This window comes from Paraburkholderia sp. OAS925 (assembly GCF_040543975.1).
In the GTDB taxonomy this organism is placed as follows: Bacteria; Pseudomonadota; Gammaproteobacteria; order Burkholderiales; family Burkholderiaceae; genus Paraburkholderia; species Paraburkholderia graminis.
The window spans coordinates 431603-446721 of record NZ_JBEUNO010000002.1 but is presented as its reverse complement, the minus strand read 5'-3'; the positions used below and the strand labels follow the sequence as shown (position 1 = coordinate 446721).

Below are 15119 nucleotides of genomic sequence, written 5' to 3'. Positions count from 1 at the left end.
CGATGAATCCAACCCGCACCCGTATCGACGCGACGCGCTGGCATTGGCAGCATGGCCCGATCGATCTTATCCTCAGCGCCGACGGCGAACCCGCCGCGCTGCAAGCCGCATATGAAGCGTGCTGGACGCGTTTCGTCGATGTATTGCCCGAGCTGGTCAGCGAACTCAAAACGCTTCGGCAACCCGTGCGCGCCGATGCACCGCTCAACGAATGCCCGTTGCAAGGCCGCGTGGCGCGCAGCATGTGGGCCGTGTGCCATCCGCATCGCGCGCGCTTTATCACGCCGATGGCAGCCGTTGCAGGCAGCGTCGCGGACGAACTGATCGGTGCATTCAAACGCGAAGGCGTGTCGCGCGCGTTTATCAACAATGGCGGCGACATCGCATTTCATTTGACCGAAGGCCAGCAATATCGCGTGGGCGTGTTCGCGGATCTCTCGCAGTGGCTCACGAAAGCGCAGCGTTCAAACGGCGATACGCTCGACGCCAACCTCACAATCGACGCAAGCATGCCGATTCGCGGCATCGCGACGAGCGGCTGGCGCGGGCGGAGCTTCAGCCTCGGCATTGCCGACAGCGTGACCGTCCTCGCAGGCGACGCGGCGAGCGCGGACGCGGCCGCGACGATGATCGCCAACGCGGTGAACCTCGATCATGCGGGCATCGTGCGAAAGCCGGCTTCGTCGCTGAAGGACGACACCGACCTCGGGGATCGGCTCGTGACCGTGGATGTCCCTGCGCTGCCGCAACCGCTCATCGACTTCGCGCTTGCTCGCGGCGTGGAAGCCGCGCGGCGCTTGGTCCAGCGCGGCCTGATAGAAGGCGCTGCGTTGTTCCTGCAAGGACGCGTGCGGACAGCCGGCATGCACGGCACACACGCGTTGCTGACGATGCATCGCGCTCACTCAACAACGGAGGCTCCGTGTTCGAAATACGCCGCGTGCTGACGCACGTCGAAGACATCTTTCACGAATTCGGCCCCGCGCCGGCAGAGCCATTAAGACGCGGCACAATCGCCGCCGTGATGACGAACCCGTTCGCCGGCCGCTATGAGCCGAACATCGAACACGCGATGGAAGCGCTCAAGCCGATCGGCTTCGACATGGCGCAGCGTCTGCTCACGGCGATGGCGGTGCCGCATGCGTCGATAGAAAGTTATGGCAAGGGCGCGATTGTCGGCTCGCGCGGCGAACTCGAACACGGCGCGTTGTGGCATGTGCCCGGCGGCTACGCAATGCGCGAGTTGCTCGAAAAGAACGGCGTGCCGACCAACGCAATCGTGCCGTCGACGAAAAAAGTCGGCGCGCCGTCCACCGCGCTCGACGTGCCGCTCACGCATGTCAACGCGAGCTATGTGCGCAGTCACTTCGACGCAATCGAAGTGCGCGTGCCGGGCGCGCCCGCCGCCGACGAAGTGGTGTTCATCCTCGTGATGAGCACGGGACAGCGCGTGCATGCGCGCGTCGGCGGGCTCGCCAAGGAGGCGATCGTGGGCAAGGACGGCTTGCGCTGAACCACGCTGCATGTTCGCTGAAGGTCGCAACACATACATCGAATCTCGGAGAGCGAAATGGCAATCAGGCTTCGCAAGCTGGTCGTGCAAGTGGACGAAACCCGCATTGAAATGGGCCAGAACATCGATCCGCCCGCGCGCCGCGCGGTGGCGATCGCGGTGATCGACAATCCGTATGCGGGCCGCTATGAGGCAAAGCTCGACGCGCTGATCGACGCCGGCGAGGAACTAGGCGCGCTGCTCGGCAAGCGCTGCGTCGAGGCGCTCGGTATCGAACCCGGCGAAGCGCAGAGCTACGGCAAGGCCGCGATTGTCGGCGAGGCGGGCGAACTCGAACACGCGGCCGCGATCTTGCATCCTAAGCTTGGCGCGCCGCTGCGCGCAGCCGTCGAAAAGGGCGCGGCGCTCGTGCCGTCGGCGAAAAAAATGGGCACGCTCGGCACGGCAATCGACGTGCCGCTCGGCCACAAGGACGCCGCCTTCGTGCGCAGTCATTTCGACGCCATCGAGGCGCGCGTGTCGGACGCGCCGCGTGCCAATGAAATCGTCGTCGCGGTCGCGGTGACGGCGTCGGGCCGGCCGCTGCCGCGCATCGGCGGCTTGCAGGCGAACGAGATCAAGGGCGAGGATGGTTTGCGCTGAGGTGTGCATGCATTTGTTTCGCGCGTCCCCACAAGGGATTTCTTTCAGGTAGTGTGCTGCCGTTGATGCGTGCGAGCACGGTGCCGCACGCGCCGCAACGTCTGCTGGCCGAGTGGCATGCGCATGTCGCGTGCGCGCGGTCGGCAAGCTGCCGAGGGTCTCGATGCTTTCGAATTTGCTGGTACAACTGGTCAACGGACTCGCCGATGCGTCGACGCTCTTTCTCGTCGCCGCCGGTTTGTCGTTGATCTTCGGCGTGACGCGCATCGTCAATTTCGCGCACGGCTCGTTCTATATGTTCGGCATCTACATCGCGTACAGCATCGCGAGCCGCTTCGGACATACGGCGGGCGGCTTCTGGCTGTCGGTGCTGGCCGCGGCGCTCGTCGTCGCGGTGCTTGGCGCGCTAGTCGAGGTCATCGTGTTGCGGCGCATTTATCAGGCACCCGAACTATTTCATCTGCTTGCCACGTTCGCGCTCGTATTGATCTTTCGCGATGCCGCGTTGTGGCTATGGGGCCCGGAAGATCTGTTCGGGCCGCGCGCGCCGCATCTCGCGGGCGCGGTGAATTTCCTCGGCCATCCGCTGCCGACCTACGACATCGCGTTGATCGTGATCGGCCCGGTCGTGTTGCTGCTGCTCTGGTATGCGCTGACGCGCACGCGTTGGGGCACGCTCGTGCGCGCGGCGACGCAGGACCGCGAGATGCTCGGCGCGCTCGGCATCAATCAGGCGTGGCTGTTTACCGGCGTGTTTTTCGTCGGCGCGTTTCTCGCGGGTCTGGGCGGCGCGCTGCAAGGGCCGCGCATGTCGGCGAATCTCTCTCTCGATCTGGAGACGATCGGCAATGCGTTCGTGGTCGTCGTGGTCGGCGGCATGGGTTCGATTCCAGGCGCATTCGTGGCCGCGCTGATCATCGCGGAAATCAAGGCGCTGTGCATCGGCATTGGGCATGTGACGATTTTCGGCGTCGGCCTGTCGTTGAGCCGCTTTACGCTGGTCGCGGAATTCGTCGTGATGGCGGTCGTGCTGGTCGTGCGGCCCTGGGGTTTGCTCGGCCGCGCGAGTGCCGCGGTGCGCGGCATGGCGGCGCCCGAAGCGCCGCTGCGTCCCGCGGGCAAGCGCGTCAAATGGCTGGCTGCGATCATGCTGCTGGTTCTGCTGCTCGCGCCGCTCTTGGCCAACGCATTCCCGTATATGCCGGTGCTGCTGGTGGAAATTCTGATCGCTGTTCTGTTTGCAACGAGCCTGCATTTCATCATGGGACCGGGCGGCATGCATTCGTTCGGCCACGCCGCGTATTTCGGGCTCGGCGCGTATGGCGCGGCGCTCTTTCTCAAAGTACTCAATCTGCCGATGGAAGCCGCGTTGCTGCTCGCGCCGCTACTCGCAGTCGGCGGCGCGCTCGTGTTCGGCTGGTTCTGCGTGCGTTTGTCCGGCGTCTATCTGGCGATGCTGACGCTCGCGTTCGCGCAGATCGTCTGGTCGGTCGTTTTCCAATGGGACGATGTGACGGGCGGCAGCAACGGCATTCTCGGCTTGTGGCCGGCCGACTGGCTTTCGTCGCCGGTGGCGTTTTACTACGTGACGCTCGTGTGCGCGGTGATCGGCGTGTGGCTGCTACGGCGCATGCTGTTTTCGCCGCTCGGCTATGCGATGCGCGCGTCGCGCGATTCGGTGTTGCGCGCGGAGGCCATCGGCATCGACGTGAAGCGCGTGCAGTGGGCGGCGTTCGTGATCGCGTCGCTGTTCTGCGGACTTGCGGGATCGTTGTATGCGTTCTCAAAAGGCACGATCTCGCCGGAGGTGATCAGCGTGAGCCGTTCCGTCGACGGTCTCGTGATGGTGCTGCTCGGCGGCTTGCAGACGCTCACCGGCCCCATCGTGGGCGCGGCCGTGTTCACGTGGCTGCAGGACACCGTCGCGCGGCAGACCGACTATTGGCAGGCGCTGCTGGGCTTCGCGATTTTGCTGCTCGTGATCGCGTTTCCGCAAGGCATCGTTGGCTTTATTCGCGATCGTTTCGGTGACGACATCAACGACAATGCGAACGACGCGGCCGGCAAAACCACCGCACCCACTTCGCAGCGCGCGGCGATCAAGGAGGGGCTATGAGCTTGCTGCAAGTGTCTGGCCTCTCGAAGTCGTTCGGTGGACTGAAGGCCGTCGACAACGTGTCGTTCACGCTCGAAGCCGGCCAGCTTCTCGCGCTGCTCGGCCCGAACGGCGCGGGTAAATCGACGTGCTTCAACATGGTCAACGGACAGTTGCCGCCTTCGTCGGGGTCGATCCGTTTCGGCGAACACGAACTCGTCGGCATGCGTCCGCGCGACATCTGGCGGCTCGGCGTCGGCCGCACCTTCCAGATCGCCGCGACCTTCAATTCGATGACCGTACTCGAAAACGTGCAGATCGCGCTCGTTTCGCGCGAACGCAAAACCTTCGGCCTGTGGAAACCCGCGGGCTCGCGCTACGCCGATGAAGCCTTCGCACTGCTCGAGCAAGTCGGCATGGCCGCCGACGCGAAGCGCGCCTGCGGCGTGCTCGCGTATGGCGACGTCAAGCGCGTCGAACTCGCGATTGCGCTCGCGAACCGCCCGAAGCTGCTGCTGATGGACGAACCCACTGCGGGCATGGCGCCGAAGGAGCGTAACGAATTGATGGCGCTGACGCGGCGGCTCGTTACCGAGCAGAAGATCGGCGTGCTGTTCACCGAGCACAGCATGGACGTCGTGTTTGCCTACGCCGACCGCATGATCGTACTCGCGCGCGGCAAGCTGATTGCCGAAGGCGACGGCGAAACGATCCGCAACGATCCGCGCGTGCAGGAAGTGTATTTCGGCACCGGCAAGACGTTTCAGCCACACGCGGCGCTGCATGACACGGCAGGCGGCCACGCCGGCGAAGGAGTCCTGCAATGAGCGAGCCGATGCTGAAAGTCGCGGGCCTCAACGCGTTTTATGGCCGCGCACATATTCTGTTCGACGTCGGCCTCGAAGTGGGACGCGGTGAAGTGGTTGCGTTGATGGGCCGCAACGGCGCGGGTAAATCGACCACGATGAAAGCGGTCATGGGTTTGCTGCCGCGCCGCCAGGGCGAAGTGACGTTTCGCGGACAGAACATCGCCGCGCTGCCGCCGTACAAGATCGCGCGCATGGGCATGGGCTTCGTTCCCGAAGACCGGCGCGTGTTCGCCGATCTGACGGTGATGGAGAACCTCGACGCGGGCCGTCAGCCACCGCGCGAAGGCGCGCCGCAATGGACGCCGGAAAAGCTGTTCCGCCTGTTTCCGAATCTCGGCGAAATGCCCAAGCGTCCCGGCGGCCAGATGAGCGGCGGCGAGCAGCAGATGCTGACGGTATCGCGCACGCTGATGGGCAACCCGTACCTCGTATTGCTCGATGAACCGTCGGAAGGCGTCGCGCCCGTGATCGTCGAACAGATGGCCAACATGATCCTCGAACTGAAGCGCGAGGGGCTGTCCATTCTGTTGTCCGAGCAGAACCTGCACTTCGCCGAGATGGTCAGCGACCGCGCTTATGTCCTTGAAAAAGGGCAAATCCGCTTTAGCGGCAGCATCGGCGAACTGGCGAAGAACGAAACCGTGAGGCGCGCTTATCTGAGCGTGTAATCGAACCGTCGTTGCAAAAGGAGAGGCAGATGGCAGCAGAGACGTTGACAGGATTGTCCGGCAAGGTCGCGGTGACGAACATCGGCCTGCTGTTATCCGGCGACATCGATCAGCCGATTCTCGACGCCGATACGCTCGTGATCGACGACGGCCTAATCGTCGCGATCGGCAAGGAAGCGGACTGCGACCTCGAAGGCGCGCGTACTACCGTCGATTGCAAGGGAACGACGGTAGCACCTGGCCTGATCGACTCGCATGTGCATCCGGTATTCGGCGACTGGACGCCGCGTCAGAATCAGCTCGGCTGGATCGAATCGAATCTGAACGGCGGCGTGACGACGATGATCTCGGCGGGCGAAGTGCATTTACCTGGCCGTCCGAAAGATGTGCTCGGCGTGAAGGCGCTTGCGATCACCGCGCAGCGTTCGTTCGAAGGCATGCGTGCGGCGGGCGTGGGCGGGGGCGTCAAGGTGATGGCGGGCGCGCCGGTGATCGAAAAAGGCATGGTCGAAGAGGACTTCAAGGAGCTCTCCGAAGCCGGCGTGAAGCTGCTCGGCGAAGTCGGTCTCGGCAGCGTGAAGGCCGGCGAGGAAGCCGCGCAAATGGTCGCGTGGGCGCGCAAGTACGGCATCCAAAGCACGATTCATACGGGCGGTCCGTCGATTCCGGGCTCGGGGCTGATCGACCGCGACGTGGTGCTTGCGGCCGACGCCGACGTGATCGGCCACGTCAACGGCGGGCATACGTCGCTGTCTTACCGCCATGTTTGCGACTTGTGCGAGCAGTCGAGCCGCGCGCTCGAAATCGTTCATAACGGCAACGAACGCATTGCATTGCTGACGGCGCGCCATGCGATCGAACTGAAATGCCCGCACAGGATCATCCTCGGCACCGACAGCCCGGCCGGCTCGGGCGTGCAGCCGCTCGGCATCTTGCGCATGATTGCGTTGATTTCGAGCCTCGCCGACGTGCCCGCGGAAATCGCGTTCTGCTTCGCGACGGGCAACACGGCGCGGCAACGCAACTTGCGTCAGGGGCTCATCGAAGTGGGCCGTCCCGCCGACCTCGTCTTCATGGACCGCGCGCAGCATACGGCCGCGGACACGCTGCTCGAAAGCGTGCAACTCGGCGATATTCCAGGCGTGGGCATGGTGATGATCGACGGCTTGATCCGTTGCCGGCGCAGCCGCAATACGCCGCCCGCGACCGAAGTGCCGGTGGTGCTATGAATGCGCGTCTTAGAGCGCGGTCGGCGCGCTCATGAACGGGGCGGCGCCGCTCGCGCTGAAGGTCAACGGCGCGACGCATGTCGTCTGCGCCAGCGCGGACACGCCTTTGCTTTACCTACTGCGCAACGACCTCGCGCTCAATGGTCCGAAATTCGGCTGCGGCCTGGGCGAGTGCGGCGCGTGCACGGTGCTGCTCGACGGCATGCCGACGCGCGCCTGCGTGACCACGGCGAAGGTGGCGCTGGGGCACGAGATCACCACGCTCGAAGGACTCGGCACGCGTGCCGCGCTGCATCCGGTGCAACAGGCGTTTATCGACGAACAGGCCGCGCAATGCGGCTATTGTTTGAGCGGCATGATCATGACGACGAAGGCGCTGCTCGAGCGCGATCCGCATCCGAGCGTCGAGACGATTTGCCGCGAGTTGTCGCGCAACCTGTGCCGTTGCGGCACGCATGTCGAAATCGTGCGCGCCGTGCAGCGCGCCGCTGAGTTGCTCGCCACGCAGAAGCATGTTCAAGAGACCGCTGATAAAGAGGCGAGCGCATGACGGGACCGGACTTCAGCGTCGATCGACGCGCGGCGCCGCCGTCGCGCAAACAGCTTTACGACGCGCAGAGCGTGCTCATCGTCATGCGGCCGCCGCAAGCACCGGTTCAACCGGCGGCCGGTCAGCCGGGCTCGCGGTCGTCGTTCATGCCCACTGACGCCGACATGTTCCTCGCCGTGCGCGACGACGGCAGCGTGATCGCGTTCAACGGCCACGTCGATCTCGGCACAGGCATCGGCACCGCGCTTGCGCAGATCGTCGCGGAAGAACTCGATGTGCCGTTGACGCGCGTGTCGATCGTGCTCGGTCATACGAACGAGACGCCGAATCAGGGGCCGACGATTGCCAGCGCCACGCTGCAGATAACGGCGGTGCCGTTGCGGCACGCCGCGGCGCAGGCGCGGCAATGGCTGCTCGAGCAGGCGGCGCTACGGCTTGGCGTTGACGTGGAAAAGCTCGATGTGCGCGATGGCATCGTGTTCGAACGCGACGATGCAAATGCAAAGCGCATCGCCTACGGCGAGCTCATCGCGGGGCAACGCATCGAACTCCAGTTGACTACCGACGCGCCGCTCAAAGACCCGGCCGCATACAACATCGTCGGCAAGCATGCGCCGCGCGTCGATATTCCAGCGAAGGCAACGGGCGAATTGAGTTTCGTCCACGATGTACGCGTGCCTGGCATGCTGCATGGGCGCGTCGTGCGTCCGCCATATGCGGGCATCGCGCAGGGCAACTTCATTGGTAACAGTTTGCTGCGTGTCGATGAAGAGTCGATCCGCGACATGGCCGGCATCGTCAAGGTCGTGGTGATACGCGACTTCGTCGGCATCGTGGCGGAGCGCGAGGAAATCGCGCAGCAGGCCGCGAAGCGGCTCGACGTGCAATGGAAAACCACCGAAGCCTTGCCGCCGCTGGATACCAGCGAGGAAGTGGAAGCCGCATTGCGCGCGAATCCTGCGAAGCGGCGCGAGCTTTTAATCGACGGGGATGTCGACGCCGCGCTTTCACGCGACCCCACTCGCACGCTGAATCGCACGTACGTATGGCCGTTTCAGATGCATGCGTCGATTGGACCGTCGTGCGCGGTGGCCGACTATCGCGACGGTGCGTTGAAGGTATGGTCCGGCACGCAGAATCCGCATTCGCTGCGCGCGGACCTCGCGTTGCTGATGGGCATGAACGAAGCGCACATCGAGATCGTGCGCATGGATGCGGCCGGCTGCTACGGCCGCAATTGCGCGGACGATGTCGCCGCCGACGCCGCGTTGCTCTCGCGTGCGGCCGGCGCGCCGGTGCGCGTGCAACTGTCGCGCGAGGACGAGCATGCGTGGGAGCCGAAGGGCGCCGCGCAATTGATGGACGTGCGCGGCGCGTTGAGCGCCGAGGGCGAACTCGCGGCTTACGACTTCGCGACGCGTTATCCATCGAACGATGCGCCCACGTTGGCGTTGTTGCTGACCGGCACGCTGTCCGGCGAGCCGCAGGTGTTCGAGATGGGCGACCGCACGGCCGTGCCGCCGTATGACTACGAGGCGATGCGCGTCGTCTGCGACGACACGCCGCCTATTGTTCGCGCGTCGTGGCTGCGCGGCGTGTCGGCGTTGCCGAACACTTTCGCGCACGAGTCGTTCATCGACGAACTCGCGGTGGAAGCGGGCGCCGATCCGGTCGAGTTTCGGCTGAAGCATTTGCGTGACCCGCGCGCGGCCGATCTCGTGAAAGCGGTGACGGAGCGCGCGGGCTGGCAGCCGCGCGTGCGCGAAGCCACTGACGCTGAGGCTCACGAACGAGGCGAACAAAGCGACCAAGGCGACATCGCACGAGGCCGCGGTATCGCCTACGCCCGCTACGTGCACAGCAAATTCCCCGGCTTCGGCGCCGCGTGGTGCGCGTGGGTCGCCGACGTCGAAGTCAATCGCCGAAGCGGCGAACTCGCGGTGACGCGCGTCGTGGTCGGCCAGGACAACGGCACCACGATCAACCCGGACGGCGTGCGTCACCAGATTCACGGCAACGTGATCCAGGCGACGAGCCGCGCGCTGAAAGAACGCGTGACGTTCGGCGGCAATGCGGTGACGAGCCAGGAGTGGGGCGCGTATCCGATTCTCACGTTTCGCGAAGTGCCGGTGATCGACGTCGTGATGATGCCGCGTCACGGCGAGCCGCCGATGGGCGCGGGCGAATCCGCGTCGCTGCCCGGCGCGGCGGCGATTGCCAACGCGTTGTACGACGCGACCGGCGTGCGTTTTCGCAGGCCGCCGTTCACGCCCGAAACGATTCGCGCGGCGCTCGCCGATGCACAAGCCGAGAAGGCCGCCGCGCGCAGGAAAAAGCGCTGGCGGCTCGGTTTTCTAGGGGCGTTCGCGGCTGGCGCGGCGGGCTGGCTCGGCGCGTTGTCGCTGGCGCCGTCCGCTCTCGGGCCGATCACGCCGCCGCTCGCGAGCGCCTTCGCGCCGGAGCTAATCGCGCGCGGCAAGGTGCTCGCGTCGCTTGGCAATTGCGCGGTCTGCCACACCGCGAAGAACGGCGTGCCGAACGCGGGCGGCAAGCCGCTCGAGACGCCTTTCGGCACCGTCTACAGCACGAACATCACGCCGGATGCGCAGACGGGCATCGGCGCATGGTCGCTCGAAGCGTTTGTCCGCGCGATGCGTGAAGGCATCAGCCGCGACGGGCATCGGCTCTATCCGGCGTTCCCGTACACGTCCTTCAAAAATACGTCCGACGACGACCTCAACGCGCTCTACGCGTATCTGATGTCGCAAACGCCTGTGCGTTTTCGTCCGCCGGAAACGAAGCTGCCGTTTCCGTTTAGCGCGCGTCCGTTGATGGCCGCATGGAACGGCCTCTTCCTCGGACGCAACACGTTCACCGCCAGCGCGACGCAAAGCGCGCAATGGAATCGCGGCGCGTATCTCGTCAACGGGCTCGGGCATTGCAGCGCGTGTCACACGCCGCGCAATGCGTTCGGCGCCGAGAAAAGCGGCGCGGCCTTCATGGGCGGAGGCAGCGCGGAAGGCTGGGAAGCGCCCGCGTTATCGTCGCTATCGAACGCGCCGGTGCCGTGGACCGAGGACGAGCTGTTCCGCTATTTGCGCTTCGGCCATGCGTCGCTGCACGGCGTCGCGGCGGGACCGATGGCGCCCGTCGTCGCCGATCTCGCGGCGCTGCCCGACAGCGATATTCGCGCGATGGCGACGTATCTCGCGTCGCTTGCGCCAGTGGAACCGAACGTCGATGTCGCGGCGATGGCGCGGCAATACGAAGCGGCGAGCACGATCAACGGCGCGCCGTCCAGCGTCGGCGCGCGGCTGTTCGACGGCGCTTGCGCGGCGTGTCATCACACCGGCAGCGGGCCGCAACTGTTCGGCGCGCATCCGTCGCTTGCGCTCAACACGAACCTGCATGGCGCGACGCCGGATAATCTGATCCGCGTGATTCTCGACGGCATCGGCTCGCCTGCGCGGCCCGAACTCGGTACGATGCCGGCTTACCGCGACAGTTTCAACGACGCCCAGGTCGCCGAGCTCGTGTCGTATCTGCGGCAGCAATTCGCGGGCGGCAAGCCTGCCTGGCAGAATGTGGCGGCAAGCGTCGCGAGGATTCGCGCGACCGCGAGCGCGGAGTGAGCGCAAGAACGAACGCACGAGTAAGCGCAAGTATGAACGCACGAGCCACTGCCCGCCCGGCCGCTTGAACACCGCCGCAACGCCTGATAGAACAGCCTGTTAGAAGACCAACGCATTCCCGCAATCCCATTGATACGGAGAAACGCATGACCACGCGCGCACGATGGATCTCTCGCCTGACGCTATCGACGGTTGTTTCATTCGCCGCCTTCGGCGCCAATGCCCAGCAGACCATCAAGATCGGGGAAATCAACAGCTATAAGGCGCAGCCGGCCTTTCTCGGGCCTTACAAGAACGGCTGGAATCTCGCGCTCGAGCAGATCAACGGCGCGGGCGGCGTGCTCGGCAAAAAGCTCGAAGTCGTTTCGCGCGACGACAACGGCAACCCTGGCGACACCATTCGCGTCGCGCAGGAGCTGATCGCTCGTGAACAGGTGCAGTTGCTGTTCGGTGGTTTCCTGTCGAACACCGGCCTCGCGCTCACCGATTTCGCCAAGCAGAAAAAGATCTTCTTCCTCGCCGCCGAACCGTTGACCGACAAGATCGTCTGGGCCGACGGCAACAAATACACGTACCGTCTGCGTCCTTCCACGTATATGCAGGTCGCGATGCTCGTGCCCGAAGCGGCCAAGCTGAAGAAAAAGCGCTGGGCGCTTGTCTATCCGAACTACGAGTATGGGCAGTCGGCGGTCGCGACGTTCAAGAAGCTCCTCACCGCCGCGCAGCCCGACGTGCAGTTCGTCGCCGAACAGGCCACGCCGCTCGGCAACGTGGATGCGGGCGCGGTCACGCAGGCTCTCGCCGACGCGAAGCCCGATGCGATCTTCAACGTGCTGTTCGGCGCCGACCTCGGCAAGTTCGTGCGCGAGGGCAATACGCGCGGCCTCTTCAAGGACCGCACGGTGGTGTCGCTGCTGACGGGCGAGCCGGATTATCTCGATCCGCTGGGCGCCGAAGCGCCGGCCGGCTGGATCGTGACGGGCTACCCGTGGTATTCGATCGACACTCCGGCGAACAAGAAGTTTGTCGACGCCTATCAGGCGAAGTATCACGACTACCCGCGGCTCGGCTCGGTGGTCGGCTACTCGGCGCTGATGTCGATCGCTGCGGGCATCAAAAAGGCCGGTTCCGCGGATACCGACAAGCTCGCGGCCGCGTTCAAGGGTCTCGCCGTCGATACACCGTTCGGGCCGATCACCTATCGCGCGCAGGACAATCAGTCGACGATGGGCGCTTACGTCGGCGTCACCGGTCTGAAGGACGGCAAGGGCGTGATGACGTCGTATCGCTACATCGACGGCGCGAGCGTGCAGCCGTCGGATGCCGACGTGAAAAAGCTGCGGCCGGGCGAGTAAGCAGGCGTCGGCGTCGGCCTCGGCGGCTATTCCTCCGCGTCGTGCTCCGCCACGAAGCGCCGCAAGTAGGCCAGCACCGCCGCTTCGACCGCGCGATGGTCGGCGGTGCTCTTCGAGCCCGCGTTCTCCTCGTCGCCGAACAGCGACGAAGGCGCGTCGTGCACGTCGATTTCCTGCCCTTCGCGGAAGATGCGAATCTCGTGGACGTCTTCCGCGTATTCCGCGATCCAGTGAACGCCTTCGATATGCGCGCCTGCGCGCACGGTGGGGATCTTCATCAGTGTCTCCCATTCGGACCGGTCCAGTGCGCCGACCCTTGACCACACCATACGCCGTCCCCGTGAACGGCGCGAGTCCTGGCGAAGTGTCTCAGCGCTGCGGCACAGCCATTGCTTCACTGCATGGGCCACAGTCAACCGGAGAACTGTCATGCCCGAGAAGAAAACCCTCAAGCGTGCGGAAGCCGACAAACGCGCCGGCAAGTCGGCGAGCACGCAAGCTGGAGAGTTCGTCAAGGAACAGGTGGACAAGGTGCGCGCCGGCAAGCACGGCGTGCGCTCGCCGAAACAGGCGATTGCGATCGGATTGTCGGAGGCGCGTCGCGCGGGCGTCGATCTGAAGGCGCCGAAGAAGGGCAGCACGAGCGAGGCGACGCGCAAAGAAGGCGGAGAAGGACAGCGCCGCGGGACACAAGAAGGGCGCCGCGAAAAAGACCGCCAGCAAGGAGTCGACGGCGAAGCGCTCGCGCACCACCACCAATGTGCTGAAGCGCGAAAGCAAGGCCGGCGCATCGCACTCGGCGATGTCGAAGCAGGCGAAGTCGGCGGCGGCCAAGCGGCCGGCCGCGAGCCGCTCGGCGGCGGCGAAGAAGGCTGCCGCGACGAAGGGCGCAGCCGGACGTTCAGCCGCGGCGAAGAAGGCGGCGCAGACACGCGCTGCGCGCGCGCATCAGCATCACTGACGGCGGACGGCGCGCGACCTGCGCGCCGTTGTTCGCTGTCGCCTTACTGCACCGTGGCCAGCACGTCGCCGACCGTCTTGAAGAGATGCGCGATCTGCTCTTCGTTGATGATGAGCGGCGGCGAAAACGCCAGGATGTCCCCCGTAAAGCGCACGAGCACGCCCGCCTCGAAGCATTTGACGAACGCCTCGTAAGCGCGCGCGCCCGGTGCGCCGTCGCGCGATTCGAGTTCGATGCCGGCGATCATCCCAAGGTTGCGGATGTCCTTCACATGCTTCGCGCCGCGCAGCGAGTGAACGGCGGCTTCGAACGTCGGCGCGAGCGACGCGGCGCGTTCGAACAGGCCCTCGCTGCGATACAGGTCGAGCGTCGCGATGGCGGCGGCGACCGCGGCCGGGTGCGCTGAATACGTGTAGCCGTGGAACAGCTCGATCGCGCCTTGTGCGCCGCCGTTGACGATCGTGTCGTGCACCGTGCGGCTCGCCGCGACTGCGCCCATCGGGATCGACGCGTTGTTGATCGCCTTCGCCATCGTGATGAGGTCGGGCGTCACGCCGAAATATTCGCTGGCCGTGGCCTTGCCGACGCGGCCGAAGCCCGTGATCACTTCGTCGAAAATCAGCAGGATGCCGTGCTTCGTGCAGATGTCGCGCAGCTTCTGCAGGTAGCCTTGCGGCGGAATCAGCACGCCCGTCGAGCCGGCGACCGGTTCGACGATCACCGCGGCAATCGTCGACGCATCGTGCAGCGCGACGATGCGCTCCAGTTCGTCCGCGAGATGCGCGCCCCACGCCGGCTGACCCTTCGAGAACGCGTTCTGCTCGAGATTGTGCGTGTGCGGCAGATGATCGACGGCCGGCAGCAGCGCGCCGGAAAACGTCTTGCGGTTCGGCGCGATGCCGCCGACCGAAATGCCGCCGAAGCCCACGCCGTGATAACCGCGCTCGCGGCCGATCAGGCGCGTGCGCTGCGCTTCGCCGCGCGAGCGGTGATAGGCGAGCGCGATTTTCAGCGCGGTGTCGACGGATTCGGAACCCGAGTTCGTGAAGAAGATGCGGTCGAGGCCTTCGGGCATCAGCTCGGCGACCCGCGTGGCCGCTTCGAACGCGAGCGGATGGCCCATCTGGAACGTCGGCGCGAAGTCCAGCGTGGAAAGCTGCTTCGTGATCGCGGCGACGATCTCGTCGCGGCTGTGGCCCGCATTCACGCACCATAGGCCCGCGCAGCCGTCGAGCACTTCGCGGCCGTCCGTGCTGCGGTAGTACATGCCTTTCGCCGATTCCAGCAGGCGCGGCGCGGCCTTGAACTGGCGGTTGGCGGTGAACGGCATCCAGAAAGACGACAGATCGTCGATGACGGGGCGCGAAGTCATGGGTTTCTCCTCGAAGTGGTTTCCCAAGAGGGACTTCCTTTGGGCGTCCCCCAAGAATAGTTGCTTCGGGGCGTCTGCCAAGGGGACTTCCTTTGGGCGTAGCCAAAACTGTAGCGTTCGCGGTTTAATGGCGGCATAAACAGTTGACGCGGTGTCGCGCTAACTGTGTTGGTGGATCGGCGGTAACTGTGCCGACGCGATCCGCTTCGGGCCGTGCGTCGCGGCCGGCTTTT

General features: G+C 65.1%; 12 protein-coding genes and 1 pseudogene. 11 read left to right on the top strand and 2 right to left on the bottom strand.

The window, feature by feature from the left end; translation table 11 throughout:
• Nucleotides 1–2: 2 nt before the first annotated feature.
• The 10 genes from ABIE53_RS20800 to ABIE53_RS20755 all read left to right on the top strand — a co-directional run bounded on the left by ABIE53_RS20800 (nucleotide 3) and on the right by ABIE53_RS20755 (nucleotide 12553).
• Entirely contained in the window at nucleotides 3–947 is a 945-nt protein-coding gene (locus ABIE53_RS20800) for a UPF0280 family protein (RefSeq protein ID WP_192699697.1), read from the top strand.
• On the top strand, nucleotides 923–1513 hold the full coding sequence (locus ABIE53_RS20795; protein ID WP_192699698.1) for an amino acid synthesis family protein: 591 nt from the start codon (nucleotides 923–925) through the stop codon (nucleotides 1511–1513). Before ABIE53_RS20800 ends, ABIE53_RS20795 begins: the two co-directional genes overlap by 25 nt.
• Before the next feature lie 57 nt (nucleotides 1514–1570).
• Nucleotides 1571–2155 carry an amino acid synthesis family protein gene (locus ABIE53_RS20790; RefSeq protein WP_006049594.1) on the top strand — a complete coding sequence of 195 codons (585 nt, stop codon included), beginning with the start codon at nucleotides 1571–1573 and terminating at the stop codon, nucleotides 2153–2155.
• Nucleotides 2156–2318: 163 nt separating this feature from the next.
• Entirely contained in the window at nucleotides 2319–4271 is a 1953-nt protein-coding gene (locus tag ABIE53_RS20785; protein WP_192699699.1) for an ABC transporter permease, read from the top strand.
• Complete coding sequence (locus ABIE53_RS20780) at nucleotides 4268–5077, top strand: ABC transporter ATP-binding protein (protein ID WP_192699700.1); 810 nt, start codon at nucleotides 4268–4270, stop codon at nucleotides 5075–5077. Before ABIE53_RS20785 ends, ABIE53_RS20780 begins: the two co-directional genes overlap by 4 nt.
• A complete protein-coding gene (locus ABIE53_RS20775; RefSeq protein WP_029966792.1) occupies nucleotides 5074–5787 on the top strand; it encodes an ABC transporter ATP-binding protein in 714 nt (237 codons plus the stop codon). The genes ABIE53_RS20780 and ABIE53_RS20775 overlap by 4 nt, the downstream gene beginning before the upstream one ends.
• A gap of 29 nt (nucleotides 5788–5816) precedes the next feature.
• A complete protein-coding gene (locus tag ABIE53_RS20770; RefSeq protein WP_006049590.1) occupies nucleotides 5817–7016 on the top strand; it encodes an amidohydrolase family protein in 1200 nt (399 codons plus the stop codon).
• Nucleotides 7017–7047: 31 nt separating this feature from the next.
• Nucleotides 7048–7566 (top strand): (2Fe-2S)-binding protein, encoded by a 519-nt coding sequence (locus tag ABIE53_RS20765; RefSeq protein ID WP_053859986.1) that lies wholly within the window; start codon nucleotides 7048–7050, stop codon nucleotides 7564–7566.
• Nucleotides 7563–11198: a molybdopterin cofactor-binding domain-containing protein gene (locus ABIE53_RS20760; protein ID WP_192699701.1), complete on the top strand. Its 3636-nt coding sequence runs from the start codon at nucleotides 7563–7565 to the stop codon at nucleotides 11196–11198. The genes ABIE53_RS20765 and ABIE53_RS20760 overlap by 4 nt, the downstream gene beginning before the upstream one ends.
• Before the next feature lie 146 nt (nucleotides 11199–11344).
• Nucleotides 11345–12553: an ABC transporter substrate-binding protein gene (locus ABIE53_RS20755; protein ID WP_053859988.1), complete on the top strand. Its 1209-nt coding sequence runs from the start codon at nucleotides 11345–11347 to the stop codon at nucleotides 12551–12553.
• A 26-nt stretch (nucleotides 12554–12579) separates the two neighbouring features.
• On the opposite strand, the gene ABIE53_RS20750 is transcribed toward ABIE53_RS20755, so the two are convergent.
• Complete coding sequence (locus ABIE53_RS20750; RefSeq protein ID WP_006049586.1) at nucleotides 12580–12831, bottom strand: hypothetical protein; 252 nt, start codon at nucleotides 12829–12831, stop codon at nucleotides 12580–12582.
• Nucleotides 12832–12982: 151 nt separating this feature from the next.
• Here ABIE53_RS20750 and ABIE53_RS20745 point away from each other — a divergent pair.
• Nucleotides 12983–13514, top strand: a pseudogene (locus tag ABIE53_RS20745) (DUF6496 domain-containing protein).
• Between the two features lie 43 nt (nucleotides 13515–13557).
• Here ABIE53_RS20745 and aptA read toward each other — a convergent pair.
• Nucleotides 13558–14886, bottom strand: a complete 1329-nt coding sequence (gene aptA / locus ABIE53_RS20740; protein WP_006049584.1) for an omega-aminotransferase AptA — start codon at nucleotides 14884–14886, stop codon at nucleotides 13558–13560.
• Nucleotides 14887–15119: the final 233 nt, after the last annotated feature.

Bases quoted from the DNA above. Each gene is read 5' to 3' on its own strand.
- ABIE53_RS20800 (WP_192699697.1), top strand. From the start codon at position 3: ATGAATCCAACCCGCACCCGTATCGACGCGACGCGCTGGCATTGGCAG.
- ABIE53_RS20790 (WP_006049594.1), top strand. From the start codon at position 1,571: ATGGCAATCAGGCTTCGCAAGCTGGTCGTGCAAGTGGACGAAACCCGC.
- ABIE53_RS20785 (WP_192699699.1), top strand. From the start codon at position 2,319: ATGCTTTCGAATTTGCTGGTACAACTGGTCAACGGACTCGCCGATGCG.
- ABIE53_RS20780 (WP_192699700.1), top strand. From the start codon at position 4,268: ATGAGCTTGCTGCAAGTGTCTGGCCTCTCGAAGTCGTTCGGTGGACTG.
- ABIE53_RS20775 (WP_029966792.1), top strand. From the start codon at position 5,074: ATGAGCGAGCCGATGCTGAAAGTCGCGGGCCTCAACGCGTTTTATGGC.
- ABIE53_RS20770 (WP_006049590.1), top strand. From the start codon at position 5,817: ATGGCAGCAGAGACGTTGACAGGATTGTCCGGCAAGGTCGCGGTGACG.
- ABIE53_RS20765 (WP_053859986.1), top strand. From the start codon at position 7,048: ATGAACGGGGCGGCGCCGCTCGCGCTGAAGGTCAACGGCGCGACGCAT.
- ABIE53_RS20760 (WP_192699701.1), top strand. From the start codon at position 7,563: ATGACGGGACCGGACTTCAGCGTCGATCGACGCGCGGCGCCGCCGTCG.
- ABIE53_RS20755 (WP_053859988.1), top strand. From the start codon at position 11,345: ATGACCACGCGCGCACGATGGATCTCTCGCCTGACGCTATCGACGGTT.
- ABIE53_RS20750 (WP_006049586.1), bottom strand. From the start codon at position 12,831: ATGAAGATCCCCACCGTGCGCGCAGGCGCGCATATCGAAGGCGTTCAC.
- aptA (WP_006049584.1), bottom strand. From the start codon at position 14,886: ATGACTTCGCGCCCCGTCATCGACGATCTGTCGTCTTTCTGGATGCCG.